Genomic DNA, 17,551 nt, shown 5'->3' with positions numbered 1-17,551 from the left:
GGCGGCGGCGCGGCGCTGGCGCCCGCTCGCGGCATCCCGCCGGCCCTCGTCTCGCACCACCTTCTGCGTGACGAGCAGGTTGATGACGCCGATGGCCAGGATGATGAGGAAGAGGATCCAGGCGAGCGCCGCAGCCCGGCCGAAGTTCCACTGGCCCCAGCCGATGTCGTAGAGGTAGAGCGTGATGGTGAGCCACTGCGAGTCGGCGCCGCCGGTGCCGTACTGGTCGTACATGCGCGGCTCGTCGAAGATCTGCAGGCCGCCGATCGTCGACGTGATGATCACGAAGATGAGGGTGGGCCGGAGGCTCGGCACGGTGATGGCGAAGAACTGCCGGAACTTGCTGGCGCCGTCGATGGCGGCCGCCTCGTAGTAGTCGCGCGGGATGGCCTGCATCGCGGCGAGGAGGATGAGCGTGTTGTAACCGGTCCAGCGGAAGTTCACCATGGTCGCGATGGCGATGTGACTGGCGAACGCGTCGCTGTGCCACATGACCGGCGGCAGGCCCAGGTCGGTCAGCACCGAGTTCACGAGGCCGAACTTGTCGCCGAACATGTTGCTGAAGATGAGGGCGACGGCGACGGGTGCCATCACGTAGGGGACGAGCACGCCCATGCGCCAGAAGGTCTTGGCGCGGATGTTCTGGTCGAGCATGGCGGCGATGAAGATCGCGGCGACCAGCTGGGGGATGCTCGAGAGCAGGAAGATGCTGAAGGTGTTGCGGAGGGCGATCCAGAACTTCGGCTGGGTGAGCACGTAGACGTACTGGTCGAAGCCGATGAACGTGCCCGAGTTGCGGACGAGGTCCCAGTCCATGAAGGAGATGACCGCCGTGTAGGCGATCGGGAACAGCCCGACGACGATGAAGAGGATGAAGAACGGCGAGATGTAGAGGTAGGGCGAGAGCTTCAGGTCCCACCGGCTGAGGCGGTGGCCGAACGCGATGCGCCGCGGATCCCTCGGCGCCGGTGCGCCGCCGGCCTGCTGCGGTCGTTCGGTGGATGACGGGGGCGCGGTGGCGGTGGATGTCACGGTCGTTCCTCTGCTTCCGGATGCTGCGGACGGGAGTCCGCGGGGGGCCGGGCGCGCCCGGCCCCCCGCGGAGGGCCGACTAGCCGATCGCCTCGACTTCGGAGACCCACTGGTCCCACGACGCCTGCTTGTCCTGCGTGCCGTCCTCGACACGGGTCAGGGCCTTCTGCATGGCGTCGTTGATCTGGAAGTAGTACTCGCCCTTGAACGGCGCCACCGAGACCGCCTTGGCACGATCCGTGAAGATCTGGCCGACGGGCGCGTTGTTGAAGTACTCGTTCACGAAGCCGGTGAGGGCCTCATCGGTGTAGGCGTCGTTCTGGCTCGGGAAGGTGCCGGCATTGACGAAGGCCTTGATCTGCTGCTCGGGAGCGGTCAGCCAGTCGGCCAGCTTCTGCGCCTCTTCGACGTGAGCGCCGTTGGCCGGAACGGTCAGGTACGAGCCGCCCCAGTTGCCGCCACCGCTCGGGAAGACGTTCGCGACGTCCCAGCCGGTGACGCCCTCGGCGTTGCCGGAGATGACACCGAGCATCCAGCCCGGGCAGAGCATGGTCGCGTACGCGCCGTTGCCGACGCCGGCGAACCAGTCGTCGCTCCACTGGCCGAGGTGCGCGGACTGCGTGGCGCTCGCGTCGAGTACGGCGTTGTAGATGTCCTCGACGTCGGCGTTCTCGGTCGCGGTGATGTCACCGGAGTCGGGGTCCTCGTAGGCGGCCTCGACCTGGTTGATCATGCCCTGGTAGGTGCTGCCCGCCGAGTCGAACCAGGCCTTGCCGGTGGCGGCGGTGTACTGCGCGCCGACCTCGAAGTACTTGTTCCAGTCGCCCTCGAGCAGCGCGGCGACCTCTTCGCGGTCCGTGGGGAGGCCGGCGGCGGCGAACAGGTCGGAGCGGTAGCACACGCCCTCGGGGCCGATGTCGGTGCCGTAGCCGATGAGGCGGCCGTCGGCGTCGGTCGCGGCGTCGACCTTCCAGTCGAGCCAGCGGTCTGCGGTGCCCGCGGGCACCTCGGCGAGGAGGTCGGAGTACTTCATGACCTCGGGAAGCCAGTCGACCTCGATGGCCTCGACGTCGGCCAGGCCCTTCTTGCCGAGCTTCTGGAAGTAGTTGGCGCGCGCATCGTTCGACGTCGCGGCCTTGTTCTGCACGACCTTCACGTTCGGGTTCTCGTCCATGTACTCCTGGAGGAGCTCGTCGGTGTAGCCGAAGTCGTTGAACGTCGCGACGCTCAGTTCGATCGGGCCGTCGCTGGAGCCCGAGTCCGAGCTCGGGGAACAGCCCGAGGCGAGGAGGGCGATGGATGCGGCGCCGGCTACGGCGGCGATCGCCTTGGTGCGTCGTGAAAGCTTCACGGTCACTCCCTTGTGTGCGTGGTGGGGTTGCGGAATGGTCACGTGAGGTCGCGCTCAGGCTTGAGCTGAGAGCGCTCTCACGATGCAGGGCGATGTTATGAGAGCGCGATCATCGTTGTCAAGAGAGCGCTCTCATTCTGGGCGTTCGTTACTGAGCTGTAACCAAATGCGAGCTGCATATCGGCGCGCGCGGGCGGCGCGGCGATGGCGCGACACGCGGTCCCTCCGCGACGCCGCGTACACTCGAACGGTGTCTGGAAGCGAGCGCCGGGAGCCGAGCGACGCCGTGCGGGAGCGGCGGCGCATGGTCATCGCACTGTCGCTGAGCGTCGTGCTGATCGCGATCGCCGTGCTCGTGGTCGGGTACGTCAGCGGCGCCGACCCGGCGGTCGCGGGGTCCTCGACCGGTTCCGGCGACAGCGCCACCGAGACGCCACGCCCGGCCCCCGAAGCCCTTCCCGCGCCCGCCACCGTCGCCTCGTTCGACAAGGCCGCCCGCTCCATCGACGACCCGACGAGCATCTGGGTCGTCGTCAACAAGCTGCGTCCGCTCAACCCGCAGGACTACGAGCCCGACGACCTCGTCGCGGTGCCGGTGGAGCACACCTGGGAGCCCGAGCTGCGCCAGGAGGCATCCGACGCCGTGGTCGCGATGTTCGACGCGGCCCTCGCGGAAGCCGGCCTCGAGCTCGCCTCGAACAGCGCCTACCGCTCGTACTCCGCCCAGGAGGAGGTCTACGACGGCGACGACCTCACCACGGCGCGGCCCGGGTTCAGCGAGCACCAGACCGGCCTGACGATGGACATCGGCGCCGCCTCGGGCGACTGCTCGCTGGCCGAGTGCTTCGCGGACACCCCCGAGGGCGCCTGGCTGCGCGACAACGCCTGGCGCTTCGGCTTCATCATGCGCTACCCGGCCGACAAGACCGACGTCACCGGCTATTCGTTCGAACCGTGGCACTACCGCTATGTCGGCACCGAGCTGGCCACCGAGATGCACGACACCGGCTTCACCACCCTCGAGGAATTCTTCGGCCTTCCGGCCGCGCCCGACTACGAGTGAGTCGATGACCGGTCAGGGCGAACGGATGCCGCGACGCGGCCTCGCGCTGACGGTGCTGATCGTCAACCAGCTCCTCGCCGGCGCCGGGGTCGCGACGGGCATGGCCCTCGCGGCGATCCTCACCGCCGACCTCACCGACACCGTGGCGATGGGCGGACTCGCACAGTCGTCGAGCGTGCTCGGCGCCGCGATCGTCGCCATTCCGCTCGCGCGCCTGGCCGTGCGCGCCGGCCGCCATGTCGCACTCGCGACCGGGTACGCGTTGGCCTTCGGCGGCGCCGTGCTCGTGGTCACTGCGGCGACGAGCGGCATGCCGGCTCTCGTCTTCCTCGGACTCGCAGCGTTCGGCGCCGCGAGCGCCGCAGGCCTGCAGGCCCGATTCGCGGGGACGGAGGTGGCGGCGCCCGGGTTCGAGGCGCGCTCCATGTCGCTCGTACTGTGGGCGACGACGATCGGCTCGGTCGCGGGGCCGCTGCTCTCGGAGTCGGGCGACGAGTTCGGCCAGGCGCTCGGGCTGCCGCCGCTCGTGGGACCCTTCGTCTTCTCCGCGGTCGCGTTCGCGCTGTCGGCCCTGCTCGTGGGCACGCTGCTGCGCACGCCCCGGGCCGGGCACCTGGCGGTGGATCCGTCGGCGCCTGCGGCCGATGAACCGAGTGCTCCGCCCGACGTCGGGGACCCGGCCGTCGCACTCGACGCATCGCCGGGCGCATCGCCGGACGCATCGCCGGGCGCATCGCCGGCCAAGGTCGGCGCGTGGGCGGCGCTGAGCGTGGCGCTCCGCAACCCGAGGGCGCTCGTCGCCTTCCTCGCGATCGTGTGCTCGCACACGGTGATGGTCGGCGTGATGGTGATGACGCCGCTGCACATGACCGAGCACGGGCTGTCGCTCTCGCTCGTCGGCGTCGTGCTCAGCATCCACATCCTCGGCATGTACGGGGCGAGCCCGCTCATGGGCTGGCTCTCCGACCGCATCGGGTCCGAGCGGGTCATCGCGATCGGTGCCGCGCTGCTCATCTCAGCGACGGTCATCGGCATCCTCGCCCCCGCCGACAGCCTGCTCGTGCTCATGCCGTTCGCGCTCGGCCTGCTCGGGCTGGGTTGGTCCGCCGGCCTGATCGGCGGGTCCACGCTGCTCACGACCTCCGTCGACGAGCCGCTGCGGGTGCCGTTGCAGGGAGCCACGGATGCGTCGATGAACATCGCCGCCGCGGCATCCGCTGCCCTGTCCGGCGTGGTGCTCGGCGTGGGCGGATTCGCGGGCGTGAACGTGGTGGCGATCTTCGTTCTCGTGCCCCTGGCGATCGCGGGGCTGCGCGCGCGGGTGCTCGCCCGCAGCGCCGCCGCCTGATCGCGCGGCCCGGGGCCCCGGCGGCCTCAGTCGTCGTCAGGCCGGCGGTCCTTCCGCGCCGCGTAGGCCTTCTTCATCTTGACCGCGTTGCCGCAGCCGGCCATGGTGCACCAGCGGCTCGACCGGTTGCGCGAGTGGTCGTAGTACGCCCAGCGGCAGGAGTCGCGGGCGCAGGCCTTGAGCCTGGGCCACGTGCCGTCGTCGATCGACCGGCGCACGGCGTCGAGCAGGCCGCCGAGCGCTCGTCGGACGGGGTCGGCCCCGGCGGGTTCGAGCTCGAACGACTCGGCCTCGACGAACTGCACGTGCACCGGCAGCTGGGCGAGCGCCTCATTCAGTCGAGCGACGGCGGTGGGGTCGGGCTCGTGCCCGGCGTGGAGTTCGAGCACTCCGCGCAGCCCCTCGCGCAGCTGCGTTGCGAAGGCGAGGTCGTCGGCGGTCACGCGAGCACCCTCGTCGAGGAGGCCGCGTGAGCCGAGCCAGGCTGCGAGGTCGGCCGGTTCACTCAGCCGCTCGTCGTCGAGCTGGTACTCGACGGTGTTCACGAAGTCGCGCACGAGCCGAAGGGACGGGGGGATGACCTCGTCCTCCTTCTGGAACGCCAGGTCGGTCTGTGCACCCATGACACCAGCGTAACCCCTTGACAGGTGTGACGGAAGCGCGCACGGTAGAAACACCACTGAAAATATTTCACTGGTGTCAACGAAGGAGGTTCATCATGTCGGGCATCACTGACACGGGCGCGCGCGACCAGCGGTTCGGCCGCGCGCCGGCGGTCGCGACGATGGGGACCGAGGCTGTGACCCAGACAGGACTCCGGAGCCGATTCTCAGCCTGGCGGGCACATCGACGCGCGACGCGGTTCGAGCGGCAGGCCGCCCGCAGTGACTGGGTCGACCAGATCCCGCCGTGGGCGTTCGGCATCCTGCATCGGGGCGGCTGAGCGCTGAGGGCGGAGCATGGCGACCGCGGGGCGCCGACGAGCGACGTGACTGGCGAGGGGCTCGCGCGTGGTGCATCCGTGAAACCCGAACGCTCCGTGTGATCACGCTCTCACGGCTTTCCCAGTGTCCGAGAGGGATCCTCACAAAAACGCGTGATGGGCTGTCATGTCCCCCTTCCTGCCGACACGGAATCCCCTCGCTGTGCCCCACACTCCTGAACTGCCCCTGCTTCGCCGCGCCACCTTCCGCGCACCATCGACTCGACCCGACGCCGTTCCGGCGCTCGATGCCGGCGGCGAACCCGCCGACCTCGCCGTGCCCCTGCCGGTCGACCCTGCCCCGATCGCCCTGCAGACGCAGGAGCAGGAGCAGGAGCCGGAGCAGGAGCCCGAGCAGGCCCAGGCCCAGGCTCCGGCCCCCACGCCGCGCACCGTCTCGCACAAGCCCCGTCATCGGGCCGACCACGTGCGCAACCGCCGGGCGACGGGCGGCGCGTTCCGCCGCACGGTGGCGCTCGGCTGCGCCACGGCCATCCTGGGCGTGAGCGCATTCGGCGCGGTCGCGGCATCCGCCGACGACGACCGAACCGGCTCCTCGACGATCGCCGCGGCATCCGGCACGAAGGCGACGAGCGTCACCGACACCATCGCCGCACCCGACGTCCAGGTCGACGCCTACGACGGCCCGACCGTCACGAGCGACCTCTCGGTGGCGGCCGCGCCGTTCAGCGGCGGCACGCAGGTCACCGTCTCGGGCGACCGGCTCGACGAGGTGGCCGCGGTCAGCGTCGGCGGCGTTCCCGCCACCATCGTCGCCGCCGCAGACACGCAGATGACCTTCGCGGTGCCCGCGGTCGCCGACACCGCGCTCGGCACCGCGGCCGTCGTGAGCTTCGCGGATGCCGCGGGCGCACCCGTGGAGGTCGAGACGCCGACCGCCGTGGTCGCCGCCGGCACCTCGGTGGTGCAGCCGCTCACGGGCGAGCTCACGGGCGCGGCGGAGCCGAAGGCGCCGATGGCCCCGCGCACGCTCAGCCTCACGTACACGAGCGACCCCGGGATCGACGCGCAGGTCGCCTACGTGCTCGCGCACTGGAGCGACTACAACTCGGGCGCCTACCCGGTGCTCTCGGGCAACGACTGCGCGAACTTCGCCAGCCAGTCGCTCGTCGCGCGCGGCTGGTCCATGGACGGCGGCTGGTACTACGACGGCGGCTCGGGTGCGATGTCGCCCACGTGGGCGAGTTCGACGGCGCTCGGCGACTACCTGCGCGGCCGCACCGACCGGGCCACCGAGCTCGACGACTCGCAGCGCACCCTCGTGAAGGTCGGCGACATCGCCCAGTTCGACTGGGACGGCTCGGGCGACCGGGACCACACCGCCGTCGTCACGCGCGTCGAGCACTCCGCCGCGGGCACCAAGGTCTGGGTCGGCGGCCACACCAAGGACGCCGACTACTGGGACGTGGACGAGGCGCTCGCCAGCGGCGGCGGATCGGTGCACTACTTCTCGATCCGCTGACCGCCTCCGGGTCGATCGAGCGGCGCGTCCGCGGTATCGACCACCGTCACCGACCGTGCCGGCAGCACCAGCGAGGCGACCCGCGCGTCCGTGCCCCAGCCGCCGTCGGCCGAGCGGAGCAGCACCCGGCCGGCGAGCGGCACGTCCGGCGCGGCATCCGTGCCCAGGTTCACCGCGATCACGAGCGGGCCACGGTGGACGAGCACCGTTCGGGTCGCCTCGCCGACCTCGACGCGCGTGGCGAGCATCGACGGGTCGGTGAGCTCGGGCCGGAGCCGACGCAGCACGATGAGCTGCCGGTACCACCGCAGCATCCGCGTGTGCAGGGTCTCAGGCGCCCTGGCGCCGCCCACGAACCCGAAGTCACCTGACTCGGGCAGGGTCGGCGGCACCGGCTCGGGATACGGCTCGCTCCAGTCGAGCCTCGACCGCCGGAACGTCTCGGGGTCCTGCGGGTCGGGCACGACCGCCGGGTCCCACCCCATGCGCGCGAACTCGGCGATCCGGCCCTCGGCGGTGGCCCGGCCGAGCTCGGGCTCGGGGTGCGACGTGAAGAACTGCCACGGCGTCGACGCCGCCCACTCCTCGCCCATGAACAGCATGGGCGTGAACGGCGAGAGCAGGGTCAATGCAGCGGCGATCGCGAGTCCGCCTTCGTCGACGGATGCCGCGAGCCRGTCGCCCGCGGCCCGGTTGCCGACCTGGTCGTGGTCCTGGTCGAACACCACGAGGCGCCAGGCGGGCGTGCGCTCCCGGTCGATGGGCCTGCCGTGCACCCGGCCGCGGAAGCTCGACCAGGTGCCGGCGTGGAAGAACCCGCGCTCGAACACGTCGCGGAGCGCCGTGAGCGGCGCGAAGTCGGCGTAGTAGCCGACGGTCTCACCCGACACGGCGACGTGCACGGCGTGGTGGAAGTCGTCGCTCCACTGGGCGGTGATGCCGGTGCCGTGCGCCTCGCGCGGGCGGATCATCCTCGGGTCGTTGAGGTCGCTCTCGGCGATGAGGGTGAGCGGACGGCCGACCTGCGCCGACAGGGCGTCGACCTCGGTGGCGAGCTCCTCGAGCAGGTGCACGGCGCCGTGGTCGACGAGCGCGTGCACGGCGTCGAGGCGCAGCCCGTCGACGTGGAAGTCGCGCAACCACATCAGCGCGTTGTCGATGATGAACCGCCGCACCTCGCCGGAGTCGGGGCCGTCGAGGTTCACCGAGGCGCCCCAGGTGTTCGCGCGCGCGTCGTGCAGGTAGGGGCCGAACTCGGGGAGGTAGTTTCCGCTCGGGCCGAGGTGGTTGTAGACCACGTCCTGCACGACCGCGAGCCCGCGCGCGTGGCACGCGTCGACGAACCGCTGGTAGGCGTCGGGCCCGCCGTAGGCCTCGTGCACCGCGTACCAGAGCACGCCGTCGTAGCCCCAGTTGTGCGTGCCGTTGAACGCGTTGACGGGCAGCACCTCGACCAGGTCCACGCCGAGCTCGACGAGGTGGTCGAGCCGTTCGATCGCGGAGTCGAGGGTGCCCTGGGGCGTGAACGTGYCGACGTGCAGCTCGTAGATCACGCCGCCGGCGAGCTGCCGCCCGGTCCAGCCGCCGTCCTGCCATGCGTACGCGCCGGGGTCGAAGACGCGGGAGAGCCCGTGCACCCCATCGGGCTGGCGCCGCGACCGGGGGTCGGGCCGCGGGGTGTCGGCATCGTCGATGAGGTAGCCGTAGTCGCGTCCGGCGGCGGCGGTCGTCCACCAGCCKCCGCCGTCGTCGGTCATCGGATGCCGCGTGCCGTCGAGCTGCAGGGTCAYCCGGGTCGCCCGTGGCGCCCACACGCGGAACTCGGTCACGCGAGGCCTCCCTCTTCGACGAGCAGTGCCACCGGGTAGTCGTGCAGCACCTCGGCCAGCCGGAGCACGCCGCCCTGGTGATGGCGCCCGGTGAGCACGTCGGTGAGCGGCGCGCTCCCGACGTCGACGACGGTGTCGCCCCACCCGCCGCGCTCCGCGAGAGCGAGGGGCAACCGGGTGGCCAGCGTGATCGCGCCGCCACGGTCGAAGCCGACGAGGTGGTCGGCCGCCGCGCCGGATGCCGGGAGCGGCATATAGTCCTCGAAGAGCTCAGGTCGGTCCCGTCGCAGGCGGAGCGCCCGGCTCGTGACGAGGAGCTTCGCGGCGCCCGACGCGTCGATCGGTGGCCGCGCGCCCGCGTCGAGCTCGGCCAGCATGCGACGCCGCGCATCGAAGTCGACCGGGCGTCGGTTGTCGGGGTCGACGAGCGACTGCTCCCACAGCTCGCTGCCCTGGTACACGTCGGGCACCCCGGGTGCCGTGAGTTGCAGCAGCTTCGCGCTCAGCCCGTTCGACCAGCCGGGCAGCTCGAGCCGCGCCACGAGTCGGTCGACCACCGCGCGCACGCGCTCGTCGTCGAACGCCGCGTCGACCAGGCCATGCATCCGCTCCTCGAAGGCGGCGTCGGGCGCCGCCCACCCCGTCGAGTTCCCCGCCTCCCGGGCGGCCTTCTCGGCATAGGCGTGCAGGCGCTCCCGGCTCGCAGGCCAGACGCCGACGACGGCCTGCCACAGCAGGTTCGCGAGCGGCCGGTCGTCGAGCGGGGCGAGCTCGTCCAGCTCGTCGAGCGCCGCCGACCACTCCTCGGGCACCTCCGCGATCACGTCGATGCGGGCGCGCACATCCTCGCCGCGCTTCGTATCGTGCGTCGACAGGGTGGTCATCGACCGTGGCATCCGCTCGTGCCGGGAAGCCGACCGGCCATGGAAGCCGGCGACGTCGATCGCGAACTCCGCCGGGTCGCCGCCGACCTCGGTCAGGCTGGTGAGCCGCGGGTACCGGTAGAACGCGGTGTCCTCCACGCCCTTGGCCATGACCATGCCGCTCGTCTGCTGGAAGCGCTGCGCCGCCGGATGCTCGGGATCGGCGAGGATCGGCAGCAGTCGTTCGATCTCCGGGGCGAGGTCGGGCCGGTGCCGGGTCGCGAGCTCCGCGGCCTCGCGGAGGTGCTCCTCGCCGAACGGCAGGTACGACCGATAGACCGGGAAGCAGGCGAGCAGCTCGGCGACGGCGTCGGCGACCTCGGCCAAGTGCTCGGAGGCGGGGGCGGCCGCCGCGAGCTCGCGGTCGAGGCGCAGCACCTCGGAGCGGAGGATGCCGTCGGCCACCGCGCGCTTCGTGTCGTGGATGAGCTCGGCCCAGTCCACCGGCTCGCCGCCGCGCAGGCGGGTGTCGAGGTCGGTGAGCGGCGCCTCGCCGGCGGGATCGACGAGCACCCGGTCGATGTCGCCGAGGGCGTCGTACCCGGTGGTGCCCTCCGTGGCCCAGCCCCGCGGCATCCGCTCGTCGCCCTCGAGGATCTTCTCGACCAGCACGTACGCGCCGCCGGTCAGTTCGGCGAGGCGGTCGAGGTAGGCGCCCGGATGCCGCAGCCCGTCGGGGTGGTCGACCCGCAGGCCGTCGGCGAGGCCCGCCTCGAACCAGCGCGCGATCTCGGCGTGGCTCTCGTCGAACACGCGCGGCACCTCGACCCGGATGGCGGCGAGCGTGTTCACTGCGAAGAAGCGCCGGTAGTTGAGGTCGGCGTCGGCGCGGCGCCAGTCGACGAGCTCGTAGTGCTGGCGGGCGTGCACCGCCACGGGATCGTCGCCGTCGGCCGCGGTGCCCGCCGCCACGGGGAAGCGGTGGTCGAAGTAGTGCAGCTCGAACGCGGCATCCGTCGCCACGAGCCGCAGCGCGCCGAGGTCGTCGGCGCTGCCGAGCACCGGGATGCGCAGGCGCCCGCCGCCGAAGTCCCAGTCGATGTCGAACGCCTCGGCGTGCGCGGAATCGCGTCCGTTCGCCAGCACGTCCCACCACCAGGCCATCGCCGCGGGCGTCGCCACGCCGACGTGGTTCGGCACGATGTCGACGAGCACGCCCATGCCGTGGGCGCGCGCCGCGGCCGCCGCCCGTTCGAGGCCGTCGGCCCCGCCCCGCGCGGGATCGACGAGCGCGTGGTCGACGACGTCGTACCCGTGGTCGGAGCCGGACTCGGCCTCGAGGATGGGCGAGAGGTACACCCAGTCGGCGCCGAGCTCGTGCAGGTAGCCGATCACGTCGGCGACCGCGTCGAGGTCGAACGAGGGGCGCACCTGGATGCGGTAGGTCGAGACGGGTGCCTTCACGGATGTCCCTTCGGTCGTCGCTCGGTGGCGTGAGGTCGGGCGGCCGACGCGGGCCTACGTCGGCGGGTGCACGGTCGTGGACTGCACGCCGCCCGAGGTGCCCGGTGCGCCGCCCGGCAGCTGCGCCTGGCTGCCCTGCGACGTGCGCACCGCGAGGGAGGCGGCGACCGAGTGGTCGGGCTCGGTCTCGGGCTCGGTGTGCGCGCAGAGCACGAGCATCGACCTGCCCTCGAGCGTGAACGTGTCGCCGGCCGACTTCGGCTCGCTGTCCGCCGACCGGCCCGCCGTGTCGATCACGACGTCCCACATCTGGTTCGTGCGGGGAGGGATGCGGAACTCGGCATCCTCGGGCTCGGCGTTGTAGAACAGCAGGAAGTCGACGTCGACGATGGGCTCGCCGCGCGCGTCACGCTGGCGGATGCCCTCGCCGTTGAGGTAGACGCCGACGGCCCGGCCGAGGGGGGCGTCCCAGTCCTGCTCCCGCATCTGCGTGCCGTCGGGCCGCAGCCAGACGATGTCGGGCAGCGGAGCACCCTCGGGGCTCTCCTCGCCCTCCTCGATCTCGACCGGCCGGCCGTCGAAGAACCGGCTCCGGCGGAACGTCGGGTGGTCCTTCCGCAGCCTGGCGACCGCCGCCGTGAACTCGATGAGCGGCTTGTCGGCCTGGTCCCAGTGCACCCAGCTCAGCTCGTTGTCCTGCGCGTACGTGTTGTTGTTGCCCTGCTGGGTGCGGCCGAGCTCGTCGCCGTGCAGGAGCATGGGCACGCCCTGCGACAGCAGCAGGGTCGCGAGGAAGTTGCGCTGCTGCCGTGCGCGCAGTGCGAGCACCTCCGGGTCGTCGGTGTCGCCCTCGGCGCCCGAGTTCCACGAGCGGTTGTGCGATTCGCCGTCCTTGCCGTCCTCGCCGTTGGCGTCGTTGTGCTTCTCGTTGTACGAGACGAGGTCGCGGATGGTGAAGCCGTCGTGCGCGGTCACGAAGTTGATCGAGGCGACCGGCTTGCGCCCGCTGTTCTCGTAGAGGTCGGCCGAACCCGTGATGCGCGAGGCGAACTCGCCGAGGCTCGACGGCTCGCCGCGCCAGAAGTCGCGGACCTCGTCGCGGTACTTGCCGTTCCACTCCGACCACTGCGGCGGGAAGTTGCCCACCTGGTAGCCGCCGGGGCCGACGTCCCACGGCTCGGCGATGAGCTTCACCTGCGACACCACCGGGTCCTGCTGCACGAGCTCGAAGAAGCTCGAGAGGCGGTCGACGTCGTAGAACTCGCGCGCCAGGGTGGCCGCAAGGTCGAATCGGAACCCGTCGACGCGCATCTCGGTGACCCAGTACCGCAGGCTGTCCATGATGAGCTGCAGGGCGTGCGGATGCCGCACGTTCAGCGAGTTGCCCGTGCCGGTGTAGTCGGTGTAGTACCGCTTGTCCTTCTCCTCGAGGCGGTAGTAGGCGGCGTTGTCGATGCCACGGAACGCGATCGTCGGGCCGAGGTGGTTGCCCTCGGCGGTGTGGTTGTAGACCACGTCGAGGATGACCTCGATGCCCGCCTCGTGCATGGCGCGCACCATGCTCTTGAACTCCTGCGCCTGCTGGCCGAGCTCGCCCGTCGACGAGTACTCGTTGTGCGGCGCGAAGAACCCGATGGTGTTGTAGCCCCAGTAGTTGCGCAGGCCCTTCTCCTCGAGCGTCGAGTCCTGCACGAACTGGTGCACGGGCATGAGCTCGATCGCCGTGACGCCGAGCTTGCGCAGGTGGTCGATCACGGCGGGGTGCGCGACGCCGGCGTACGTGCCGCGCTGGTCCTCAGGGACATCCGGATGCAGCTGCGTGAGCCCCTTGACGTGCGCCTCGTAGATCAGCGTCTCGGAGTAGGGCGTGTTGGGGTGCCGGTCGCCCGCCCAGTCGAAGAACGGGTTGATCACGACCGAGTGCATGACGTGGCCGGCGGAGTCGTCGTCGTTGCGCGAGTCGGGGTCGCCGAAGTCGTACCCGAAGAGCGACTGGTCCCAGTCGAACGCGCCCGCCATCGCCTTGGCGTACGGATCGAGCAGCACCTTGTTCGGGTTCGCGCGCTGCCCGTTGTTCGGGTCCCAGTGGCCGTGCACGCGGTAGCCGTACCGCTGCCCGGGCTGCACGTGCGGCAGGTACGCGTGCCAGACGAACGCGTCGACGTCCTGCAGCTCGACGCGCGTCTCGGTGCCGTCCTCGTCGAACAGGCACAGCTCGACGCGGTCGGCCGACTCGCTGAACAGGGCGAAGTTCGTGCCGCTGCCGTCGAACGTCGCGCCGAGCGGGTAGGCGGATCCGGGCCAGGCTTCCATCGCAGCTCCTCGTGGTCGGATGGGACTCGGGGTCGGCGCTGATCGAGCAGCGGGCGGATGCCGCGCATGGGCGATCCTCGCATCATCGGCGGCGTTCTCCCGAATCCCGCGAAGGGGGGTTGCACTCGGGCGTCGGCCTGCGGAAGGGCGTCAGCCCGCGGAAGTCAGCGCCTCCGTGACGACGCGCTTCGCCTCCTCCTGCACGAGCGCGAGGTGCTCCGGCCCTCGGAAGGACTCGGCGTAGATCTTGTACACGTCCTCGGTCCCGCTCGGCCGTGCGGCGAACCAGGCGTCGGCCGTCGCCACCTTCACGCCGCCGATCGCCGCGTCGTTGCCGGGTGCGCGAGAGAGCTTCGCCGTGATGGGCTCGCCCGCCAGTTCGGTGGCGGCGATCGCGTCGCCGTCGAGCTTGCCGAGGGCGGCCTTCTGCGCGGGGGAGGCCGCGGCATCCGTGCGCTGGTAGGCGGGGTCGCCGAACCGCTCGACGAGCTCCGCGTACAGCTGCGAGGGCGACTTGCCCGTGACGGCGCGGATCTCGGACGCGAGCAGGCACAGCAGGATGCCGTCCTTGTCGGTCGTCCAGACGGTGCCGTCGAATCGCAGGAACGAGGCGCCGGCGCTCTCCTCGCCGCCGAAGCCCACGGAGCCGTCGACGAGTCCGGGCACGAACCACTTGAAGCCGACCGGCACCTCCCAGAGGCGTCGGCCGAGGGACTCGGCGACCCGGTCGATCATCGAGCTCGAGACGAGCGTCTTGCCGATCGCGGCATCCGCCCGCCAGTTCGGGCGGTGCGCGAAGAGGTACTCGATCGCCACGGCGAGGTAGTGGTTGGGGTTCATGAGGCCGCCGTCGGGCGTGACGATGCCGTGCCGGTCGGCGTCGGCGTCGTTGCCCGTGAGGATGTCGAAGCTGCCGCCGTGCTCGAGCACCGACGCCATGGCGCTCGGCGACGACGGGTCCATGCGGATCTTGCCGTCCCAGTCGAGCGTCATGAACGCCCACCGGGGGTCGACGCGCTCGTTCACGACGGTGAGGTCGAGCTCGTAGCGGTCGCGGATCGCGGCCCAGTAATGCACGGATGCCCCGCCCAGCGGGTCGGCGCCGATGTGCAGGCCGGCCTCGCGGATGGCGTCGAAGTCGATGATGTTCGCGAGGTCGTCGACGTAGTTGCCGCGGAAGTCGTAGGTCTCGACGCCGCTCGGCTCGGCCTGGTTCACCTCGGCGAGGCCGCCGGCGATGAGCTCGTTCGCCCGGTTCGCGATCCAGTTGGTGGCGTCGGAGTCGGCCGGGCCGCCGTGCGGCGGGTTGTACTTGAAGCCGCCGTCCTGCGGCGGGTTGTGGCTCGGGGTGATCACGATGCCGTCGGCCTCGCCCTCGGCGCGCTTGGCCGGGTCGTTGTTCCACTTCAGGATCGCGTGCGACAGCGCCGGGGTGGGCACGTAGTCGTCGAACTCGTCGGCGAGCACGCGCACGCCGTTGGCGACGAGCACGTCGAGCGCCGTGGTCTGCGCGGGGGCGCTCAGCGCGTGCGTGTCCGCACCGATGAACAGCGGGCCCGTGATGCCCTGCGAGGCCCGGTACTCGACGATGGCCTGCGTGATGGCGAGGATGTGGTCCTCGTTGAACGCGGTGTTGAACGCCGAGCCGCGATGGCCCGAGGTGCCGAACGCCACCCGCTGCTCGGGGATCGAGACGTCGGGTTTCCGCTCGTAGTAGGCCCTCACGAGGGCCTCGACGTCGATCAGGTCGGATTCGGTCGCCGGGGTTCCCGCTCGCTCGTGCATCTGCCCAGTCTGCCGAAGGAGGGCCCTCGCCGACACCCCTTGCCGCATCGGCGTCACATGAGCGATCGGATGCCGGTGGCCACCGTGTAGATGGCGAGCCCCGCGAGCGCGCCCACGACCGTGCCGTTGATGCGGATGAACTGCAGGTCGCGGCCGACCTGCAGCTCGAGCTTCTCGGTGGTCTCCTTGGGATCCCATCGCTCGACCGTCTCGGTGATGACCCCGGCGATCTCGTGGCGGTAGTTCCGCACCACGTAGGCCGCGGCATCCGTCACCCATTCGTCGACCTTCGCCGCCAACTCGGCATCGGTCGAGAGCCGGATGCCGACCTCCACGACCGCCGACCGGAACCCCTGCCGCAGCTCGCTGTCGGGGTCGCCGAGCGCCGTCTCGAGGGTGTCCTTCACGCTCGTCCACACCTCGCCCGCGAACTCGCGCACCCGCGGGCTCTCGAGGAGGTCGACCTTCAGCTGCTCGAGCCGGCCGATCATGAGCGGGTCGTGCTGCAGGTCGTTCGCGAGGTCGGCGAGGTAGCGGTCGATGGTCTCGCGCATCGGGTGCGCCGGGTCCTCCCGCACGGCGCGCACGAACGCGAGCACCTCCTTGTGCGCCCGCTCGTCGACGAACTTCTCGACGAAGTCGGGCATCCACCGGGGCATCCGGCCGGAGACGATGCCGCCGATGGACTCGGGGTGCGCCTCGAGCCATTCCTCGGCCTTCTCGAAGAGCGCATCGACGGCGGCGCGCTGCTGGTTCGCGGCGACGAGGCGTTCGCCCATGCGCCCGATCGCGGGCCCCCACTCGGGCTCGAACAGGTGCCGGCGCGCGAGCTTCTCGATCACGTCCTCGACGTCGTCGTCACCGAGCAGGGTCATCACGCCGCGGGCGGCGACGGATGCCTCGGCCGTGAGCCGCTCGGCGTTCTCGGGCCTCGACAGCCACTCGCCGAGCCGCGCCGCGATGCCGATCGAGCGCAGCTTGCCCACGACCACCTCGTCGGAGAGGAACTCGTCCTCGACAAAGGCGCCGAGCGTGGCGCCGATCTCGTCCTTGCGGTTCGGGATGATCGCGGTGTGCGGGATGCGCAGCCCGAGCGGGTAGCGGAACAGCGCCGTGACCGCGAACCAGTCGGCGAGCGCGCCGACCATCGCGCCCTCGGCCGCCGCGCGCACGTAGGCAAGCCACGGCACCTGGTCCTGCAGCGCGAACGACACCGCGAACACGACCGCCGCGACGAGGAGCAGGCTCGTCGCGAGCCGTTTCATGCCGCGGAGCGCGACCCGGCGCTCCTCGTCGGTGGGTGTCGTGCGCACTGGCGTGGCACGGAGCTCGTCGATCGCCGTCATCTGCCGGCCCCCTCGCGTCGGGATTGCGGTCCGTTTCGACGCTAGCGCCTGCCGCCCGCCCGCTCACTAGGCTTGCGTGCATGACTGATGCCGCCTCCACGCCGCCCGAGCAGACCTACTCCTACCTCGGACCGGCCGGCACCTTCACCGAGGCGGCGCTGAAGCAGGTGCCCGAGGCGGCCGGCAAGCACTGGCGGTCGGTGAACAACGTGGGCGAGGCATTGGCGGATGTCACGAGCGGGCGTTCGACCGCCGCGATGATCGCGATCGAGAACTCGGTCGAGGGCGGGGTGTCGGCCACCCAGGACGCGCTCGCGACCGTGCCCGGCCTCCGCATCGTCGGCGAGTACCTCGTGCCCGTGAACTTCGTGCTCGTCGCCCGGCCCGGCACCACGCTCGCCGACGTGCGCATCGTGAACGCGCATCCCGTCGCCTACGCACAGTCGCGGGGTTGGCTCGAGCGCGAGCTGCCCGACCACGGCCACATCCCGGCGACGAGCAACGTGCAGGCCGCGGCATCCCTCTTCGAAGGCAGTCAGGCGGATGCCGCGGTGGCCCCGCCCGGCATCACCGAGCACCTCGACCTCGCCGTGCTCGCCCGCGACATCGGCGACAACCCGAAGGCCGTCACGCGCTTCGTGCTCGTGTCGCGCTCGCGCGTGCTCGCCGAGCCGACCGGGGCAGACAAGACG

13 protein-coding genes are annotated in these 17,551 nt (G+C 71.2%); 5 read left to right on the top strand and 8 right to left on the bottom strand.

Annotated elements, in window-relative coordinates:
- The coding region (locus AC1DY2_RS04240; RefSeq protein WP_476761271.1) for a carbohydrate ABC transporter permease at positions 1-1,032 on the bottom strand (1,032 nt) is incomplete at its 3' end.
- A 79-nt stretch (positions 1,033-1,111) separates the two neighbouring features.
- A complete protein-coding gene (locus AC1DY2_RS04235; protein WP_396133113.1) occupies positions 1,112-2,389 on the bottom strand; it encodes an ABC transporter substrate-binding protein in 1,278 nt (425 codons plus the stop codon).
- Between the two features lie 244 nt (positions 2,390-2,633).
- Between AC1DY2_RS04235 and AC1DY2_RS04230 the strand changes: the two genes are divergently transcribed.
- Both AC1DY2_RS04230 and AC1DY2_RS04225 read left to right on the top strand, forming a co-directional pair.
- Positions 2,634-3,446, top strand: coding sequence for a M15 family metallopeptidase (locus AC1DY2_RS04230; RefSeq protein WP_476761270.1), 813 nt, complete (start codon positions 2,634-2,636; stop codon positions 3,444-3,446).
- A 4-nt stretch (positions 3,447-3,450) separates the two neighbouring features.
- Entirely contained in the window at positions 3,451-4,794 is a 1,344-nt protein-coding gene (locus AC1DY2_RS04225) for an MFS transporter (RefSeq protein ID WP_476761269.1), read from the top strand.
- A 26-nt stretch (positions 4,795-4,820) separates the two neighbouring features.
- On the opposite strand, the gene AC1DY2_RS04220 is transcribed toward AC1DY2_RS04225, so the two are convergent.
- A complete protein-coding gene (locus AC1DY2_RS04220; RefSeq protein WP_476761268.1) occupies positions 4,821-5,417 on the bottom strand; it encodes a CGNR zinc finger domain-containing protein in 597 nt (198 codons plus the stop codon).
- Between the two features lie 95 nt (positions 5,418-5,512).
- Between AC1DY2_RS04220 and AC1DY2_RS04215 the strand changes: the two genes are divergently transcribed.
- Complete coding sequence (locus AC1DY2_RS04215) at positions 5,513-5,737, top strand: hypothetical protein (RefSeq protein ID WP_476761267.1); 225 nt, start codon at positions 5,513-5,515, stop codon at positions 5,735-5,737.
- Between the two features lie 202 nt (positions 5,738-5,939).
- Positions 5,940-7,259 (top strand): amidase domain-containing protein, encoded by a 1,320-nt coding sequence (locus tag AC1DY2_RS04210; RefSeq protein WP_476761266.1) that lies wholly within the window; start codon positions 5,940-5,942, stop codon positions 7,257-7,259.
- Here AC1DY2_RS04210 and treZ read toward each other — a convergent pair.
- The 5 genes from treZ to AC1DY2_RS04185 all read right to left on the bottom strand — a co-directional run bounded on the left by treZ (position 7,241) and on the right by AC1DY2_RS04185 (position 16,859).
- Complete coding sequence (gene treZ, locus AC1DY2_RS04205; RefSeq protein WP_476761265.1) at positions 7,241-9,088, bottom strand: malto-oligosyltrehalose trehalohydrolase; 1,848 nt, start codon at positions 9,086-9,088, stop codon at positions 7,241-7,243. The genes AC1DY2_RS04210 and treZ overlap by 19 nt on opposite strands.
- Positions 9,085-11,415, bottom strand: coding sequence for a malto-oligosyltrehalose synthase (gene treY / locus AC1DY2_RS04200; protein WP_476761264.1), 2,331 nt, complete (start codon positions 11,413-11,415; stop codon positions 9,085-9,087). The genes treZ and treY overlap by 4 nt, the downstream gene beginning before the upstream one ends.
- A 54-nt stretch (positions 11,416-11,469) precedes the next feature.
- Entirely contained in the window at positions 11,470-13,728 is a 2,259-nt protein-coding gene (gene glgX, locus AC1DY2_RS04195) for a glycogen debranching protein GlgX (RefSeq protein ID WP_476761263.1), read from the bottom strand.
- Positions 13,729-13,878: 150 nt separating this feature from the next.
- Positions 13,879-15,513, bottom strand: coding sequence for a phosphoglucomutase (alpha-D-glucose-1,6-bisphosphate-dependent) (gene pgm, locus AC1DY2_RS04190; RefSeq protein WP_476761262.1), 1,635 nt, complete (start codon positions 15,511-15,513; stop codon positions 13,879-13,881).
- 53 nt (positions 15,514-15,566) lie between these two features.
- Positions 15,567-16,859: a DUF445 domain-containing protein gene (locus AC1DY2_RS04185; RefSeq protein WP_476761261.1), complete on the bottom strand. Its 1,293-nt coding sequence runs from the start codon at positions 16,857-16,859 to the stop codon at positions 15,567-15,569.
- A gap of 80 nt (positions 16,860-16,939) precedes the next feature.
- On the opposite strand from AC1DY2_RS04185, the gene AC1DY2_RS04180 reads away from it, so the two are divergent.
- Positions 16,940-17,551, top strand: a 612-nt coding sequence (locus tag AC1DY2_RS04180; RefSeq protein ID WP_476761260.1) for a prephenate dehydratase domain-containing protein, incomplete at its 3' end; no start/stop codon positions are given.

Source organism: Agromyces sp. P1_H4, from assembly GCF_056405255.1.
This window is presented reverse-complemented; position numbering and strand designations above follow the sequence as displayed.

What these genes read in the sequence shown, in the direction of transcription:
- AC1DY2_RS04225 (WP_476761269.1), top strand. Translation starts at nt 3,451, where the DNA reads ATGACCGGTCAGGGCGAACGGATGCCGCGACGCGGCCTCGCGCTGACG.
- AC1DY2_RS04220 (WP_476761268.1), bottom strand. Translation starts at nt 5,417, where the DNA reads ATGGGTGCACAGACCGACCTGGCGTTCCAGAAGGAGGACGAGGTCATC.
- AC1DY2_RS04215 (WP_476761267.1), top strand. Translation starts at nt 5,513, where the DNA reads ATGTCGGGCATCACTGACACGGGCGCGCGCGACCAGCGGTTCGGCCGC.
- glgX (WP_476761263.1), bottom strand. Translation starts at nt 13,728, where the DNA reads ATGGAAGCCTGGCCCGGATCCGCCTACCCGCTCGGCGCGACGTTCGAC.
- pgm (WP_476761262.1), bottom strand. Translation starts at nt 15,513, where the DNA reads ATGCACGAGCGAGCGGGAACCCCGGCGACCGAATCCGACCTGATCGAC.
- AC1DY2_RS04185 (WP_476761261.1), bottom strand. Translation starts at nt 16,859, where the DNA reads ATGACGGCGATCGACGAGCTCCGTGCCACGCCAGTGCGCACGACACCC.